We start from the raw sequence: 12,493 nt of genomic DNA, 5'->3' as shown, positions 1-12,493 counted from the left end.
ATATTCAATATCTTTCTGATTGATAAAACACGACAAACCAAATCTTGCGTAGACAGACTCAGCGAAGCTGACGCAACAATTCTGGCTGCGGGAAACAGGTTGGCGCCATGCCATTCTTGGCTTGCCACAGGCCGATGGAGCGGCGAGTCTTGAAGCCAGGCAGACCATCAGGTTTGCCAACATCATAACCCAGCGCCTGCATGCGTTTCTGCATTGCGCCGATATCAGAGCGATACATGGAGCCGACGTCGCCCCATCCACGGCTGAAATCGCCCGCACCATAGGCGATACGATCACCGACGTGACCGATGAAGAGCGCATAGAGATCGCTCATATTATAGTCTTTGAGCACGTAGAAATTCGGACTCACGACAAAGGCCGGACCGTAGCGACCGGCAGGCATGAGCAGAAAGCCCTCGCCCTTCATTTCATTGGCCGGAAACGGTTTGCCATTCACCCGCGTAATGCCGAGCTTTGCCCATTCAGCAAAGGTCTTGCCCTGATCGGGGCCTTCCAGCGAACAGGAAACGTTCTGCGGAACGCTCACTTCAAAGCCCCAGTCACGCCCCTTCTGCCAGCCGTGCAGCTTCAGATAATTGGCGATGGAGGCGAGCGTATCCGGCACCGAGTTCCAGATGTCGCGCTTGCCGTCACCGTCGAAATCGACGGCGTGTTTCAGATAGGAGGTCGGCATGAATTGCGGCTGGCCGAGCGCGCCCGCCCACGAGCTTTTCATTGCATTTTCGTCGATGTAACCTTTCGAAGCAATTTCGAGCGCCGCGATCAATTCCTTGCGGAACATATCCTTGCGGGTTGCCATAAAAGCCTTGGTGCCAAGAACCTCATAGGCATTGTAGGGGATCTTCACCGTGCCGAAGCCGGATTCGCGGCCCCATACGGCAAGCAGGATCGGCCCCGGAACACCGTATTTCTGTTCGATGCGCTTCAGGAGATTGGCATATTGGCCATAGCGCGCCTTGCCGCCGCTTGTGACCGCGCCCATCGTCTTTGCATTGAAATATTTGCCGGGTGCACCGAATTCCGCCTGTTTCTGCTCTTTCGGTGTCGAAGGCTTTTCGCCGGGGATGACGAGGTCTGGCAGCTTCCAGTTGATCGAGACACCGGCAAAAGCCTGATCGAACACGGCGCGCGATACGCCTGCTGCCTTCGCTTCCGGCCAAAGGTCCTTTTCGAGCCAGTTGCGATACTGGCTTTCAATCTGCGCCTTGGACGGTGCGGCAATGGCGGGAGAAATGGCAAGGCTGGCAAGCAGTGCGAGACCAATCTTCAGGCTATGCTTCCAATTTCCCGCTGCCATGCCTTCTCCATTCGTTCTAAAGGGTGGTTCTTGCCCGCAAGGCGGCAGCAAGCGTGCCTTCATCCAGATAATCAAGCTCGCCGCCGACCGGGACGCCATGGGCAAGCCGCGTGACACGAACGTCGAAGCTCGATAACTGGTCGGTGATGTAATGCGCCGTGGTCTGGCCTTCGACGGTAGCGTTGACCGCGAGAATCACTTCCTTGATCTCACCCGTGGAAACCCGTTCCACCAGTCCCTTGATGTTGAGATCGTCCGGGCCGATGCCATCGAGCGGCGACAGGCGACCGCCGAGAACGTGATAGCGCACATTCATCGTGCCCGCCCGTTCCAGCGCCCAGAGATCGGAAACATCTTCCACCACGATGAGGGTCGTCGGATCGCGGCGTTCATCGGTGCAGATCGTGCATGGATCGGACGTATCGACATTGCCGCAACAAGAACAGATGCGCACCTTTTCGGCAGCTTCCTGCATGGCGCCACCAAGCGGCACCAGAAGCGCTTCTTTCTTCTTGATGAGATGCAGCGCCGCACGACGGGCCGAACGCGGCCCAAGCCCCGGCACACGGGCCAGAAGCTGGATGAGACGTTCGATTTCAGGACCGGCTATTCGTTTGGACATCTTTTAAGGCAATAAGGCAGTAGGGCAGTAAGGCAATAGGGAAAACAACGGCAACGGCGTTTCCGGCAGATAAAACATACTGCCCTACTGCCTTATTGCCATATTCCCCTAAAACGGCAGTTTGAACCCCGGAGGGATCGGCAGACCGGCGGTGAGCGACTGCGTCTTCTCGGCCATGGCCGCTTCGAGCTTGGCCTTGGCGTCGTTATGCGCCGCGATAATCAGGTCTTCGAGGATTTCAACCTCTTCTTCCTTCATCAGCGACGGGTCGATCTTCAGCGCCGACAGGGTGCCCTTGCCGGAAAGCGTGATCGTCACCAGCCCGCCGCCCGATGACGCCGAGGCTTCCATCGTGGCGATCTCGTCCTGCATGGCCTTCATCTTGGCCTGCAATTCCTTCGCCTGCTTCATCATGCCCATCATGTCACGCATGGGTTCACTCCATCATTCCGTAAATCAGTCGTCTTCAGACGGTGCGCCCGGTGTTTCCACCACGGCATCGAGGTCAATGTCCTCGTCGTCATTCTGTTCCGGTACGGCAATGCGCACGTCGGTGATTTTTGCCCCCGGAAAGGCCGCGAGAATAGCGGCGACATCGGGATCGGCGCGGGCGTCGGTCACCAGATTGTCGCGACGTTCCGTTTCCGCCTCCGAAATGGTCTGCCCCGCCACATCACGCGCGACCGTCACCACCCAACGAATGCCGGTCCAGTTCAGGAGGCGTTGCGAAATATCGCTCGGCAGAGATTTCGGCGCATCATCGGTCAGGCCGATTTCGAGCCGCCCGGGTGCAATGGATGCAAGGCGCACGCAACCCTTGACCAGAATCTTGAACTGCATGTCGCGGTGCTTGTCGGCAAGTGCGACGACATCATGCAAGCTGTTGACCGGCACCGAAGGCTGCGGCGTGTTCTCGACAAACTGCTGCGGTGCGGCTGACGGCTGAACCGGCTGCGGTGTTTCCACGATACGCATGGCCGTTGCCGGTCCACCGGAAGCTGGAGCCATCGAAGACGATCCAACCGCATCGGCGGCAAAACGCGCTTCCGGCGCACCACCGCCGCCATTCGGCCGCGGATTGCCCGGCTGCGGACGCGGCGCCGAAACGGAGCCATTGTCGAGACTGCGAATCGCCTCGTCCAGCGTCGGCAGATCTGCGGCATGGGCAAGCCGGATCAAAAGCATTTCTGCAGCCTGAACCGGTCTCGTCGCCGTATCGACTTCCGCAATGCCCTTGAGCAGCATCTGCCAGGTGCGCGACAGCACACGGACAGAAAGTTTCTGCGCGAATTCACGACCGCGCACGCGCTCATCTTCCGACAGGGACACGTCTTCGGCCACATCCGGCGTGAAACGCAGTCGTGTCACGAGATGGTTGAAATCGGCAAGATCGGTCAGCACGACCGACGGGTCGGCACCGACATCATACTGCGCGCGAAATTCCGTCAGTGCGCCTGCCACATCGCCACGCATCAGCATCTCGAAGAGATCGATGATACGGGCACGGTCGGCAAGGCCCAGCATGGAGCGCACGGCTTCCGCCGTGACGGTGCCTGCGCCATGCGCGATGGCCTGATCGAAGATCGACAGCGAATCGCGTGCCGAGCCTTCGCCTGCGCGTGCGATCATGGCGAGCGACGTGTCATCCACCGCGATCTGTTCCGCTTCTGCGATGCGGCGCAGATGCTGCGCCAGCGTGCCCGATTCGATACGGCGCAGGTCGAAGCGCTGGCAGCGCGACAGAACCGTGATCGGAACTTTTCGGATTTCGGTGGTGGCAAAGATGAATTTGACGTGCGGCGGTGGCTCTTCCAGTGTCTTCAACAGGCCGTTGAAAGCCTGATTGGAGAGCATGTGCACTTCGTCGATGATGTAGACCTTGTAGCGCGCCGAAACCGGGCGGTAACGCACCTGCTCGATGATCTCGCGGATATCGTCGATACCGGTATGCGAGGCGGCATCCATCTCGATCACATCGACATGACGGCCTTCCATGATCGCCTGGCAGTTTTCGCCCTGCACGGAAAGGTCGATAGTCGGCTGGTCGATCGTATCGGTCTTGTAATTGAGAGCACGCGCCAGAATGCGCGCCGTGGTGGTCTTGCCGACCCCGCGAACGCCGGTAAGCATCCAGGCCTGCGCAATGCGGCCCGTCTCGAACGCGTTGTTGAGCGTGCGAACCATCGGCTCCTGGCCGATAAGGTCGTTGAAATTCTGGGGGCGATATTTGCGGGCGAGAACGCGATAGGCGCCATCGGCGGATTTTGTGTCCATAGCGACCCTTCCGTTCTTCCTGTTCCGCTTTTTCTCAGTCGCCAGTTTGGACCGGACGCATGAGCGGCGTCAACCAAAGAGGCAACCCATCAACAGTCGTCGGCGTAGCGAGAAAGGGTGGGAGGCTGGCACGATGACCCGTGCCGTGGCTCGTTAGGGCTGCTTCCTTCCGGACCTGACCCGGTTGGCGAGTGGCTCGTCCACCACCAACCTCCCACGCTGCATATCGTCAATTGTGAAGCAAAAAGCAAGGAGGGCGCCACGCAAAAAGCAAGCGCTGAACGAAAAAAACTGGTAAATGTCGGCCTATGGAACAATTCGAAGTCGATAAACGGCTCAATGCCGACACTTTTTCCGTGGCCAAGCTCGGCCTGTGCGAGCTTCGGTTGATGAACGACCGGCGCTGGCCATGGTTGATCCTGGTGCCGCGCCGTCCCGGCCTTGCGGAAATTCATGACATGACCCCGCTCGACCAGACCATGCTGACCTTCGAGACCGGCATCGTTGCGCAGGCGCTCAAGACTGTGACGGGTTGCCAGAAGATCAATACGGGCGCGCTCGGCAATATCGTTCGGCAGCTGCATCTGCATGTCATCGCCCGCAATGAAGGCGATGCGGGCTGGCCCGGCCCTGTCTGGGGCTTTGGCACCCGCGAGACCTATGACGAAAAAGACGCCCGCCAGCTGATCGCCGACATTCGCACGGCGCTTTAATTTGCTTTCACGCGCATCTTTTCCGAAAACCGTTTCACACTTTTCGGGATGCGCTTTAAATCCCCCAACAATTCCGAGATAGATATGACTTTCCGTCTCTACGATCTGCCGGAAATCGAACCGAGCCGATCTGTCGGATTTTCCGGCAACCGGATCGACCGCCAATCCGAAAAGCGGCAGGATGACTCTGCCTTCACGGCGCTGGAACTTCCCGAAACGCGAATCATGTTGCTTGGCGGTAACCGGCTGCTTCTCGACTATGCCGATGAAAAAGCGCCACGCGCATTGTTCCGCCTCGGTGAGGCGAAGGACTTTGCGCCTGATCTTCACGAGCCGATTTTTCTCGGTCTTCAGGACGGCGCGCCGCTTGTCGCTTTGACGACACCGCTCGACCCCGAGACGATGGAAGCGCCTTTCCGTCTACAGGATTATCGCAGCATCTATACGGAAGGGCTGGTATCAGCCGATATGCTCGGCGCGCTGGCGCAAGCCGCAGCGCTGACCGCATGGCATGCCAATCACCGTTTCTGCGGACGCTGCGGTGCAAAAACCGACATGCGCGCTGGCGGTGCCAAGCGGCAATGCCCGAACTGTGGTGCGGAACATTTCCCGCGTACCGACCCGGTGGCGATCATGCTGCCGGTGCGCGGCGAAAAATGCATTCTGGCACGCAGCCCGCATTTCGCGCCCGGTTCCTATTCCTGCCTCGCAGGCTTTATCGAGCACGGCGAAACAATCGAGGCCGCCGTGCGCCGCGAAAGTGTCGAGGAAATGGGGCTCTCCATCGGTCGCGTTGCCTATCATGCGAGCCAGCCCTGGCCGTTTCCCTATTCGCTGATGATCGGCTGTCATGCCGAGGTTTTGAGCGACGACTTCACTATCGACCGTTCGGAGCTGGAAGACGGTCGCTGGTTCTCGAAGGCCGAAGTGCGGACAATGCTGGAAGGCACACATGAAAATGGGTTGCGGGTGCCACCGTCCGGCGCCATCGCAACCCATCTGATAAAGGCCTGGGTCTACGACGCAGGCTGATTATTCTGCTGCCAGCAGATGCGTATCGCGGATATCGCTGCCTTTGTAGACGCCAAGAATCCGCACTTCCTTGGTGAAGAAGCGCAATTCTTCCAGCGCAAGCTGCAGATTTGCGTCTTCCGGGTGTCCTTCGACATCGGCATAGAACTGCGTGGCGATGAAACGCCCGCCGATCTGATAGCTTTCGAGCTTCGTCATGTTGATGCCATTGGTGGCAAAGCCGCCCAGCGCCTTGTAGAGCGCAGCCGGGACGTTGCGCACGCGGAAGACAAAAGTCGTCACGATGCGTTCGCCATTTTCGGGACGCTGTGCCCATTGCTTGTTCTTGGACAGAACAACGAAGCGGGTCACGTTATCTTCCGAATCCTCGACATTTTCTTCCAGAATATCGAGACCATAGAGCTCGGCGGCAAGGCTTGGTGCCAAGGCCGCCATGGAACGATCTTTCATATCGGCGACGAGGCGAGCGGCTCCCGCCGTATCGCCTGCGATGACGCCCTTCCAGCCATTCTGGCGGATGACGTTGCGGCACTGGCCAAGCGCATGGACATGGCTGTGTACCGTCTTGATTTCCTCGCGCTTGACGCCCGGAAGCACCATCAGCTGGAAATGGATCGGCAGGAAATATTCGCCAATGATATGCATGTCGGCGAGCGGCAGCAGATAATGAATATCGGCGACGCGGCCGGCCAGAGTGTTCTCGATCGGGATCATGGCGAGGTCGGCAGCGCCGGTTTCAACCGCATTGAAGGCATCCTCGAAAGTCGGGCACGGCAAAGGCTCCATATCGGGAAACATGTTGCGGCACGCCGTATCGGAATTCGCGCCCGCTTCACCCTGAAAGGAAATCCTGTTGGTTTTCATCGTACCATGCTTTCTTAAATGCCACTCATCGGTGGCCCGTTAGATACCCTGTGCTACAAGAATGCGCGCGCGGTCAAGATCGGCCTGCGTATCAACGCCGAGCGGCACCGTCCTCACAAGTTCCACATCAATACGCATTCCGGCTTCAAGAGCCCTCAATTGCTCGAGTTTTTCGCGCTTCTCCAAGGGAGACGGCCCAAGCTTCACAAAGCGTTCAAGCGCTGAGCGGCGATAGGCGTAAAGGCCGATATGGTGATAAAGTGGGCCTTCACCGTAGGGCGCGGTTGCGCGGGTGAAATAAAGTGCGCGCAGGCGGTTGTTGCCGGCAAGCGGGGAGCCGACGATCTTCACCACACTCGGATTGGTCTTCTCCGACTCTTCCTCGATTTCGACGCCGAGCGTTGCAATGTCGGCAGGTCCATCTTCCAACGGCAGAAGCGCACGGCGGATGATATCGGGATCGATGGTCGGCAGGTCGCCCTGAACGTTCACCACGGCATCAAACTCGCCCGCCGGATCGACTTTCATCAATGCTTCATAGATGCGGTCGGAGCCGGATTCGTGATCCTCGCGCGTCATGATGGCTTCATGGCCATGCGCGGTAACGATTGAAAAAATCTCTTCGCTGTCGGTTGCAACCACCGTCCGGCCCAGCTTTGCAGCCGCGGCATGATCGGCCACATGCACGATCATCGGCTTGCCGCAAATATCGGCGAGCGGCTTGTTCGGCAGCCGCGTGGACGCCATGCGTGCCGGGATAAGAGTGAGTGTCTTTAATGTCTGAAGCATCATCGCCTCTTGAGATCGATAAGGTCGCGGACGTCTTTTAAACCGCTTTCGAGGCGCTGGAAATGCATCAAAAGTGTCAAAAAGTCACGGGTCTAGTTACCGTTATAGGTGTTGCATCGCCCTGGTAAAAGACCTAGTTTCCGCCCGATGCCGGGGAGAGAATTGCGACCTTTATTGAAGGTTTGCATGCCGGCTAGGAGAGCGTTCTCGGGGAGAGCGTTTTGGTAGAGGGAGCGCTGACCGGCGATGAATTCAACCCGGACTAACAAGTTTATCATGGCTTTTCTGGCAACGGTTTTCGTTGTCATGACGACAGGCATCCTGTCCGATTCGCTGTTTCACTCGCCTGCGCCCGAAAAGCCGGGCTTTATCATCGAAGCGGCGGAAGCCTCGACCGGTGAAGGGGGCGCTGCACCGGCCAAGGAAGAAGTTTCCATTGCGACGTTGCTGCAGTCTGCCGATCCGGCGCGCGGTGAAACCGTCTTCAAGCGTTGCGCTGCATGCCATACCGGTGAAAAGGGTGGCGCCAACAAGGTCGGTCCGCATCTGTGGGATGTCGTGAACCGTCCGGCTGCCTCTGTTGAAGGTTTCGGCTATTCGGCTCCCATGAAGGAGTTCGGTGCTGCGGGCAACAAGTGGGATTTTGAACATCTCAACAAGTTCCTGACCTCGCCGAAGGGCTACATCAAGGGCACGGCCATGGGCTTTGCTGGCGACAAGAAGGACAATGAACGCGCTGATCTGATCGCTTATCTGCGCACACTGTCCGACAATCCGGCTCCGCTGCCGACCGCTGATGCGGCACCTGCCGCTGGTGGCGATGCAAAGCCGGCTGAGGGCGGCGAAGCCAAGCCAGCCGAAGGCGAAAAGCCTGCAGAAGGCGGCGAACAGAAGCCTGCGGAACCGGCACCCGCCAATTAAGCCTGCAGGATAGAAACATGATCAAAGCCCGGTTCGCCGGGCTTTTTTCGTGCCCGCATTAAATTTCTTGCCCGCATGCCTTTCTTCCTCCGCAAAAACCCATAAAACTCGTTCGAATATATCCGAAACAGGAACGGAGAGGCTGGATGAGAGCTTTTTGGGCGGGTGCGTTTGCGGTGGCCATGCTTGCGAGCACGGTTTCAATTGGTCGCGCAAATGACGTGGAACCCCAATGGCGATATTCCTCCAGCCTGCTTGGCGAGCCCAAATATCCTGCTGATTTCAAGCACTACGACTATGTGAATCCCGATGCGCCGAAAGGCGGCACGCTGAACATGGTCGCCGTTGGCACCTTCGACAGTCTCAATCCGTTTGTGGTGCAGGGGGTCGCAGCCGCTGGCCTGTCCGATTTCGGCGGCGGTCTTCTCTACGACACGCTGATGACGGATTCGCTCGATCAGGGATCGACGCAATACCCGCTCATTGCTGAAGCCCTGCAATATCCCGATGACTTCTCCTGGGTTAAGTTCAAGCTCAATCCAAAAGCGAAATGGCACGATGGCCAGCCGATCACCGTCGATGACGTGATCTGGTCGTTCGATGTGCTGAAGAAGCAGTCGCCGATGTACAACAAATATTATGGCGACGTGGAGAAGGCGGAAAAGACTGGCGAACATGAGGTGAAATTCACCTTCAGCCAAAAGGGCAATCGCGAATTGCCGCAGATTCTGGGACAGCTTGCCGTTCTGCCCAAGCACTGGTGGGAAGGCAAGGATGCACAGGGCAAGCAGCGCGACATTACCCGTCCGACGCTTGAAATCCCGCTCGGCTCTTCCGCCTACAAGATCGACAGCATGACGCCCGGACGCTCCATCACCTGGGCGCGCGTCGATGACTATTGGGGCAAGGATTTGGGCGTCAATGTCGGGCGCAATAATTTCGACCGCCTGCGCTACGAGTACTATTTCAACGAGGATGCAACCTGGGAAGCCTTCAAGAAGGGCGGACAGTACGATTATCGCAACGAGAATCGTGCCCAGCGCTGGGCTGAACAGTATAATTTCCCAGCAGTGCAGCGCGGCGATGTCGTGAAGGCTTCGTTTCCCTTCCATGCCGCCGGACGTATGCAGGGCTATTTCCTGAACACACGCCGCGACAAGTTCAAAGACCCGAAAGTGCGTCAGGCGCTGACCTACGCCTTCGACTTCGAATCGATGAACCGCCTGCTGTTCTTCAACCAGTACAAGCGCATCAACAGCTATTTCGCAGGCAACGAGCTGGAGCTGAGCGGCCCACCGACACCCGAGGAACAAGCCATTCTGGAAACGGTGAAGGATTCGCTTCCTGCTGATGCACTGACGAAGGAATTCAAGCTGCCGGTCTATGACACACCGCAAGCCACCCGCGAAAATCTGCGCACCGCGCTGAAACTCTTTTCGGAAGCCGGCTGGACAGTGCAGGGCAACAAGCTCGTCGATGCCAAGGGCAATCCGTTCACCATCGAATTTCTCGGCAAGGACCCGACGGATGAGCGTATTTACAATCCGTTCGCAGCAAGCCTGCGCAAGATCGGCATCAACGCGACCGTGCGTATCGTCGACACGGCGCAATATCAGGCCCGCGTCAATGATTTTGACTATGATGTGGTCACCTCCGTCATCCCGCAGAGCAGTTCACCCGGCAATGAGCAGCGCGACATGTGGGGTTCCAAAGCCGCCGACTTCAAAGGCAGCCGCAACTATGCCGGTATCAAGAACCCGGCCATCGACAAGCTGATCGACCATGTCATCTATGCCAAGGATCGTGAGGAGCTGGTCGCCTCGACCCATGCGCTCGACCGGGCGCTCTTGTGGAACTATTACGTCATTCCACAATGGTACTCAGACCACATCAATGTGGCCTATTGGAATAAATTCGGAATGCCTGAAAAGCAGCCGGACTATCTTGGGATTGACCCGTTCTCCTGGTGGATAGACCCTGCGAAGGAAGCCAAGCTCAAAACCGGCAGTGAATGAGGGCGGAGCGAGAATGACAATCCTTCGCATGAACCGCCGCCATTTTCTGGGGCTTTCGGGAAGTGCCGCCGTTGCAGCCTTCCTGCCGCCAAGGGCCTTTGCCGACATCCCGACAGGCAAGGCGCTGCATGGGCTTTCGGCTTTCGGTGACCTGAAATACGGTCCCGATTTTCCACATTTCGACTATGCCAGCCCCGAAGCACCGAAGGGCGGCACGTTCAATTTCGCGCCGTCGAGCTGGGTCTGGAACCAGAATACCGACACGTTCAACACGCTCAATACCTTCACGTTCAAGGGTGATGCGCCGCCGCGCATGGAACTGACCTTTGATACGCTGATGGCTTCGGCGCTGGACGAGCCGGATTCTGTCTACGGCCTGATCGCGGAAAGTGCGACGCTTTCGAAAGATCGCCGCAGTTGCACGTTCAAGCTTCGCAAGGAGGCGCGTTTTCACGACGGCTCGCCTATTGAGGCGAAAGACGTGTTGTTCACCTATGCGACCATCAAGCAGAAAGGCCATCCAACGCTGCGCCAGTATCTGGCAGGCGTCGAAAAGGTGGAGGCAACCGGCAACAGAGAAGTGCGCATGCGCTTCGTCGAAGGGCGCGGACCGAACGCTATCCTTGATGCCGTGGCCGTGCCGATCCTGTCGGAAAGCTGGTTCAAGGATCGCGATTTCGAAGCCACGACCATGGAGCCGGTGCTGGGCTCAGGCGCTTACAAGGTCGGCAATTTCGCCGCCGGTCAGTTCATCGAGTATGAGCGCGTCGAGGATTATTGGGCGAAAGATCTGCCGGTGCAGAAGGGCTTCAATCATTTCGACCGCATCCGTATCGAGTTTTTCCGCGACCGCCAGCCGCAATTCGAAGCCTTCAAGAAAGGCAGTATCGACTACCGCGAGGAGACCGTCTCCAAGAACTGGGCGACGGCCTATGACTTCCCGGCCATCCAGCAGGGAAAGGTCATCAAGCGTACTTTTCCGAAAGAGAAACGCCCGCTGATGCAGGCATGGGCGCTGAACCAGCGCCGCGAACGGTTCCGCGATCCGCGCGTGCGCGAAGCAATTGCGCTCTGCTTCGACTTCGAATGGACGAATGAGAACCTTTTCTACAAGGTCTATGCCCGCTCGCAGTCGTGCTTCAACGGATCGGATTTTCAGGCGAGCGGCATGCCGACGCCTGATGAACTTAAAGTTCTTGAACGTTATCGCGGAAAACTGCCGGATGAGGTTTTCAGTGAAGCCGTTCTAATGCCGGTATCGGACGGAACAGGCCGCGACCGCGCGCAGTTCGCACAGGCCATCAAGCTGTTGGAGGAAGCAGGTTTCGAGCGCAAGAACGGCCAGTTCCACGACAGGGACGGATCAAAGTTCGCGCTGGAGATTCTTTCCAATTCCGAAGCCTTCACCCGGGTCTACAATCCGTTCGTGCAGAAACTGCGCGCCATCGGCATTGACGCCAGCCTGCGGCTTGTCGATGCAAGCCAGTATCAGGTACGGATGCAGGACTTCCAGTTCGACATGGTGGGTATGGCGTTGCAGTTCAGCCCCACGCCGACGCAAGAATCGCTTGCCGGGATGTTGGGTTCCGAATCGGCCAAGGTGCCGGGCAGCTATAATCTTCCCGGTACGGAAGACCCGTTGATCGATGCGCTGATTGCGGATATCGGCAAGGTTTCGACCCGCGAAGAACTCGTCGCCACGATGCGGGTGCTCGATCGGTACTTGCGTATCCGGCGCGACTGGATTCCAAATTGGACGACAGCGAATCATCTCGCGGCCTATTGGGACCGGTTCGGTTTCAAGGAGCCGAAGCCCGATTACGGCTTTCCCGTCGAGACGCTGTGGTGGATCAAGGCGTGATTTCGCGAAACCGAAACCGGTTTTCGACATCACGCTCTATAATGAAAAGGCAGAAGCTGTTGGCAAGCCATAAGATAAACCTGA

General features: G+C 57.9%; 11 protein-coding genes and 1 other RNA gene. 5 read left to right on the top strand and 7 right to left on the bottom strand.

All coding sequences use genetic code 11. From position 1 onward, the window contains the following. Window positions 1-58: 58 nt before the first annotated feature. The 5 genes from CES86_RS13195 to ffs all read right to left on the bottom strand — a co-directional run bounded on the left by CES86_RS13195 (window position 59) and on the right by ffs (window position 4,429). Window positions 59-1,318 carry a lytic murein transglycosylase gene (locus tag CES86_RS13195; protein WP_094514583.1) on the bottom strand — a complete coding sequence of 420 codons (1,260 nt, stop codon included), beginning with the start codon at window positions 1,316-1,318 and terminating at the stop codon, window positions 59-61. Window positions 1,319-1,334: 16 nt separating this feature from the next. Next, window positions 1,335-1,940 carry a recombination mediator RecR gene (gene recR / locus CES86_RS13190; protein WP_010657830.1) on the bottom strand — a complete coding sequence of 202 codons (606 nt, stop codon included), beginning with the start codon at window positions 1,938-1,940 and terminating at the stop codon, window positions 1,335-1,337. A 108-nt stretch (window positions 1,941-2,048) separates the two neighbouring features. Beyond that, window positions 2,049-2,372 carry a YbaB/EbfC family nucleoid-associated protein gene (locus tag CES86_RS13185; RefSeq protein ID WP_010657829.1) on the bottom strand — a complete coding sequence of 108 codons (324 nt, stop codon included), beginning with the start codon at window positions 2,370-2,372 and terminating at the stop codon, window positions 2,049-2,051. 24 nt (window positions 2,373-2,396) lie between these two features. Further along, window positions 2,397-4,214, bottom strand: a complete 1,818-nt coding sequence (locus CES86_RS13180; protein WP_011982262.1) for a DNA polymerase III subunit gamma/tau — start codon at window positions 4,212-4,214, stop codon at window positions 2,397-2,399. A gap of 117 nt (window positions 4,215-4,331) precedes the next feature. Beyond that, window positions 4,332-4,429, bottom strand: an RNA gene (gene ffs, locus CES86_RS13175) — signal recognition particle sRNA small type. A gap of 93 nt (window positions 4,430-4,522) precedes the next feature. Here ffs and CES86_RS13170 point away from each other — a divergent pair. Both CES86_RS13170 and nudC read left to right on the top strand, forming a co-directional pair. Then, the gene (locus CES86_RS13170; protein ID WP_011982261.1) at window positions 4,523-4,927 is read left to right on the top strand and encodes an HIT domain-containing protein; all 405 of its coding nucleotides are present in this window, start codon (window positions 4,523-4,525) and stop codon (window positions 4,925-4,927) included. Window positions 4,928-5,011: 84 nt separating this feature from the next. Beyond that, entirely contained in the window at window positions 5,012-5,959 is a 948-nt protein-coding gene (gene nudC, locus CES86_RS13165; RefSeq protein ID WP_040129042.1) for an NAD(+) diphosphatase, read from the top strand. On the opposite strand, the gene CES86_RS13160 is transcribed toward nudC, so the two are convergent. Further along, the gene (locus CES86_RS13160) at window positions 5,960-6,823 is read right to left on the bottom strand and encodes a prephenate dehydratase (RefSeq protein ID WP_011982259.1); all 864 of its coding nucleotides are present in this window, start codon (window positions 6,821-6,823) and stop codon (window positions 5,960-5,962) included. A gap of 39 nt (window positions 6,824-6,862) precedes the next feature. Next, the gene (locus CES86_RS13155) at window positions 6,863-7,612 is read right to left on the bottom strand and encodes a 3-deoxy-manno-octulosonate cytidylyltransferase (RefSeq protein ID WP_094514670.1); all 750 of its coding nucleotides are present in this window, start codon (window positions 7,610-7,612) and stop codon (window positions 6,863-6,865) included. A gap of 246 nt (window positions 7,613-7,858) precedes the next feature. On the opposite strand from CES86_RS13155, the gene CES86_RS13150 reads away from it, so the two are divergent. The 3 genes from CES86_RS13150 to CES86_RS13140 all read left to right on the top strand — a co-directional run bounded on the left by CES86_RS13150 (window position 7,859) and on the right by CES86_RS13140 (window position 12,409). Continuing rightward, the gene (locus tag CES86_RS13150) at window positions 7,859-8,533 is read left to right on the top strand and encodes a c-type cytochrome (RefSeq protein WP_029926112.1); all 675 of its coding nucleotides are present in this window, start codon (window positions 7,859-7,861) and stop codon (window positions 8,531-8,533) included. 146 nt (window positions 8,534-8,679) lie between these two features. Next, a complete protein-coding gene (locus CES86_RS13145) occupies window positions 8,680-10,548 on the top strand; it encodes an extracellular solute-binding protein (RefSeq protein WP_094514582.1) in 1,869 nt (622 codons plus the stop codon). A 13-nt stretch (window positions 10,549-10,561) separates the two neighbouring features. Then, window positions 10,562-12,409 carry an extracellular solute-binding protein gene (locus tag CES86_RS13140; protein ID WP_011982255.1) on the top strand — a complete coding sequence of 616 codons (1,848 nt, stop codon included), beginning with the start codon at window positions 10,562-10,564 and terminating at the stop codon, window positions 12,407-12,409. Window positions 12,410-12,493: the final 84 nt, after the last annotated feature.

Origin of the sequence: Brucella lupini, from assembly GCF_002252535.1 — a bacterium.
GTDB lineage: Bacteria > Pseudomonadota > Alphaproteobacteria > Rhizobiales > Rhizobiaceae > Brucella > Brucella anthropi.
Note: the sequence above shows the minus strand (reverse complement) of the source record. Positions and strands in the feature narration are given on the sequence as shown.

Excerpts from the sequence above, each read along its gene's own strand:
- CES86_RS13195 (WP_094514583.1), bottom strand. The coding sequence starts at position 1,318 with ATGGCAGCGGGAAATTGGAAGCATAGCCTGAAGATTGGTCTCGCACTG.
- recR (WP_010657830.1), bottom strand. The coding sequence starts at position 1,940 with ATGTCCAAACGAATAGCCGGTCCTGAAATCGAACGTCTCATCCAGCTT.
- CES86_RS13185 (WP_010657829.1), bottom strand. The coding sequence starts at position 2,372 with ATGCGTGACATGATGGGCATGATGAAGCAGGCGAAGGAATTGCAGGCC.
- CES86_RS13180 (WP_011982262.1), bottom strand. The coding sequence starts at position 4,214 with ATGGACACAAAATCCGCCGATGGCGCCTATCGCGTTCTCGCCCGCAAA.
- CES86_RS13170 (WP_011982261.1), top strand. The coding sequence starts at position 4,523 with ATGGAACAATTCGAAGTCGATAAACGGCTCAATGCCGACACTTTTTCC.
- nudC (WP_040129042.1), top strand. The coding sequence starts at position 5,012 with ATGACTTTCCGTCTCTACGATCTGCCGGAAATCGAACCGAGCCGATCT.
- CES86_RS13160 (WP_011982259.1), bottom strand. The coding sequence starts at position 6,823 with ATGAAAACCAACAGGATTTCCTTTCAGGGTGAAGCGGGCGCGAATTCC.
- CES86_RS13155 (WP_094514670.1), bottom strand. The coding sequence starts at position 7,612 with ATGCTTCAGACATTAAAGACACTCACTCTTATCCCGGCACGCATGGCG.
- CES86_RS13150 (WP_029926112.1), top strand. The coding sequence starts at position 7,859 with ATGAATTCAACCCGGACTAACAAGTTTATCATGGCTTTTCTGGCAACG.
- CES86_RS13145 (WP_094514582.1), top strand. The coding sequence starts at position 8,680 with ATGAGAGCTTTTTGGGCGGGTGCGTTTGCGGTGGCCATGCTTGCGAGC.
- CES86_RS13140 (WP_011982255.1), top strand. The coding sequence starts at position 10,562 with ATGACAATCCTTCGCATGAACCGCCGCCATTTTCTGGGGCTTTCGGGA.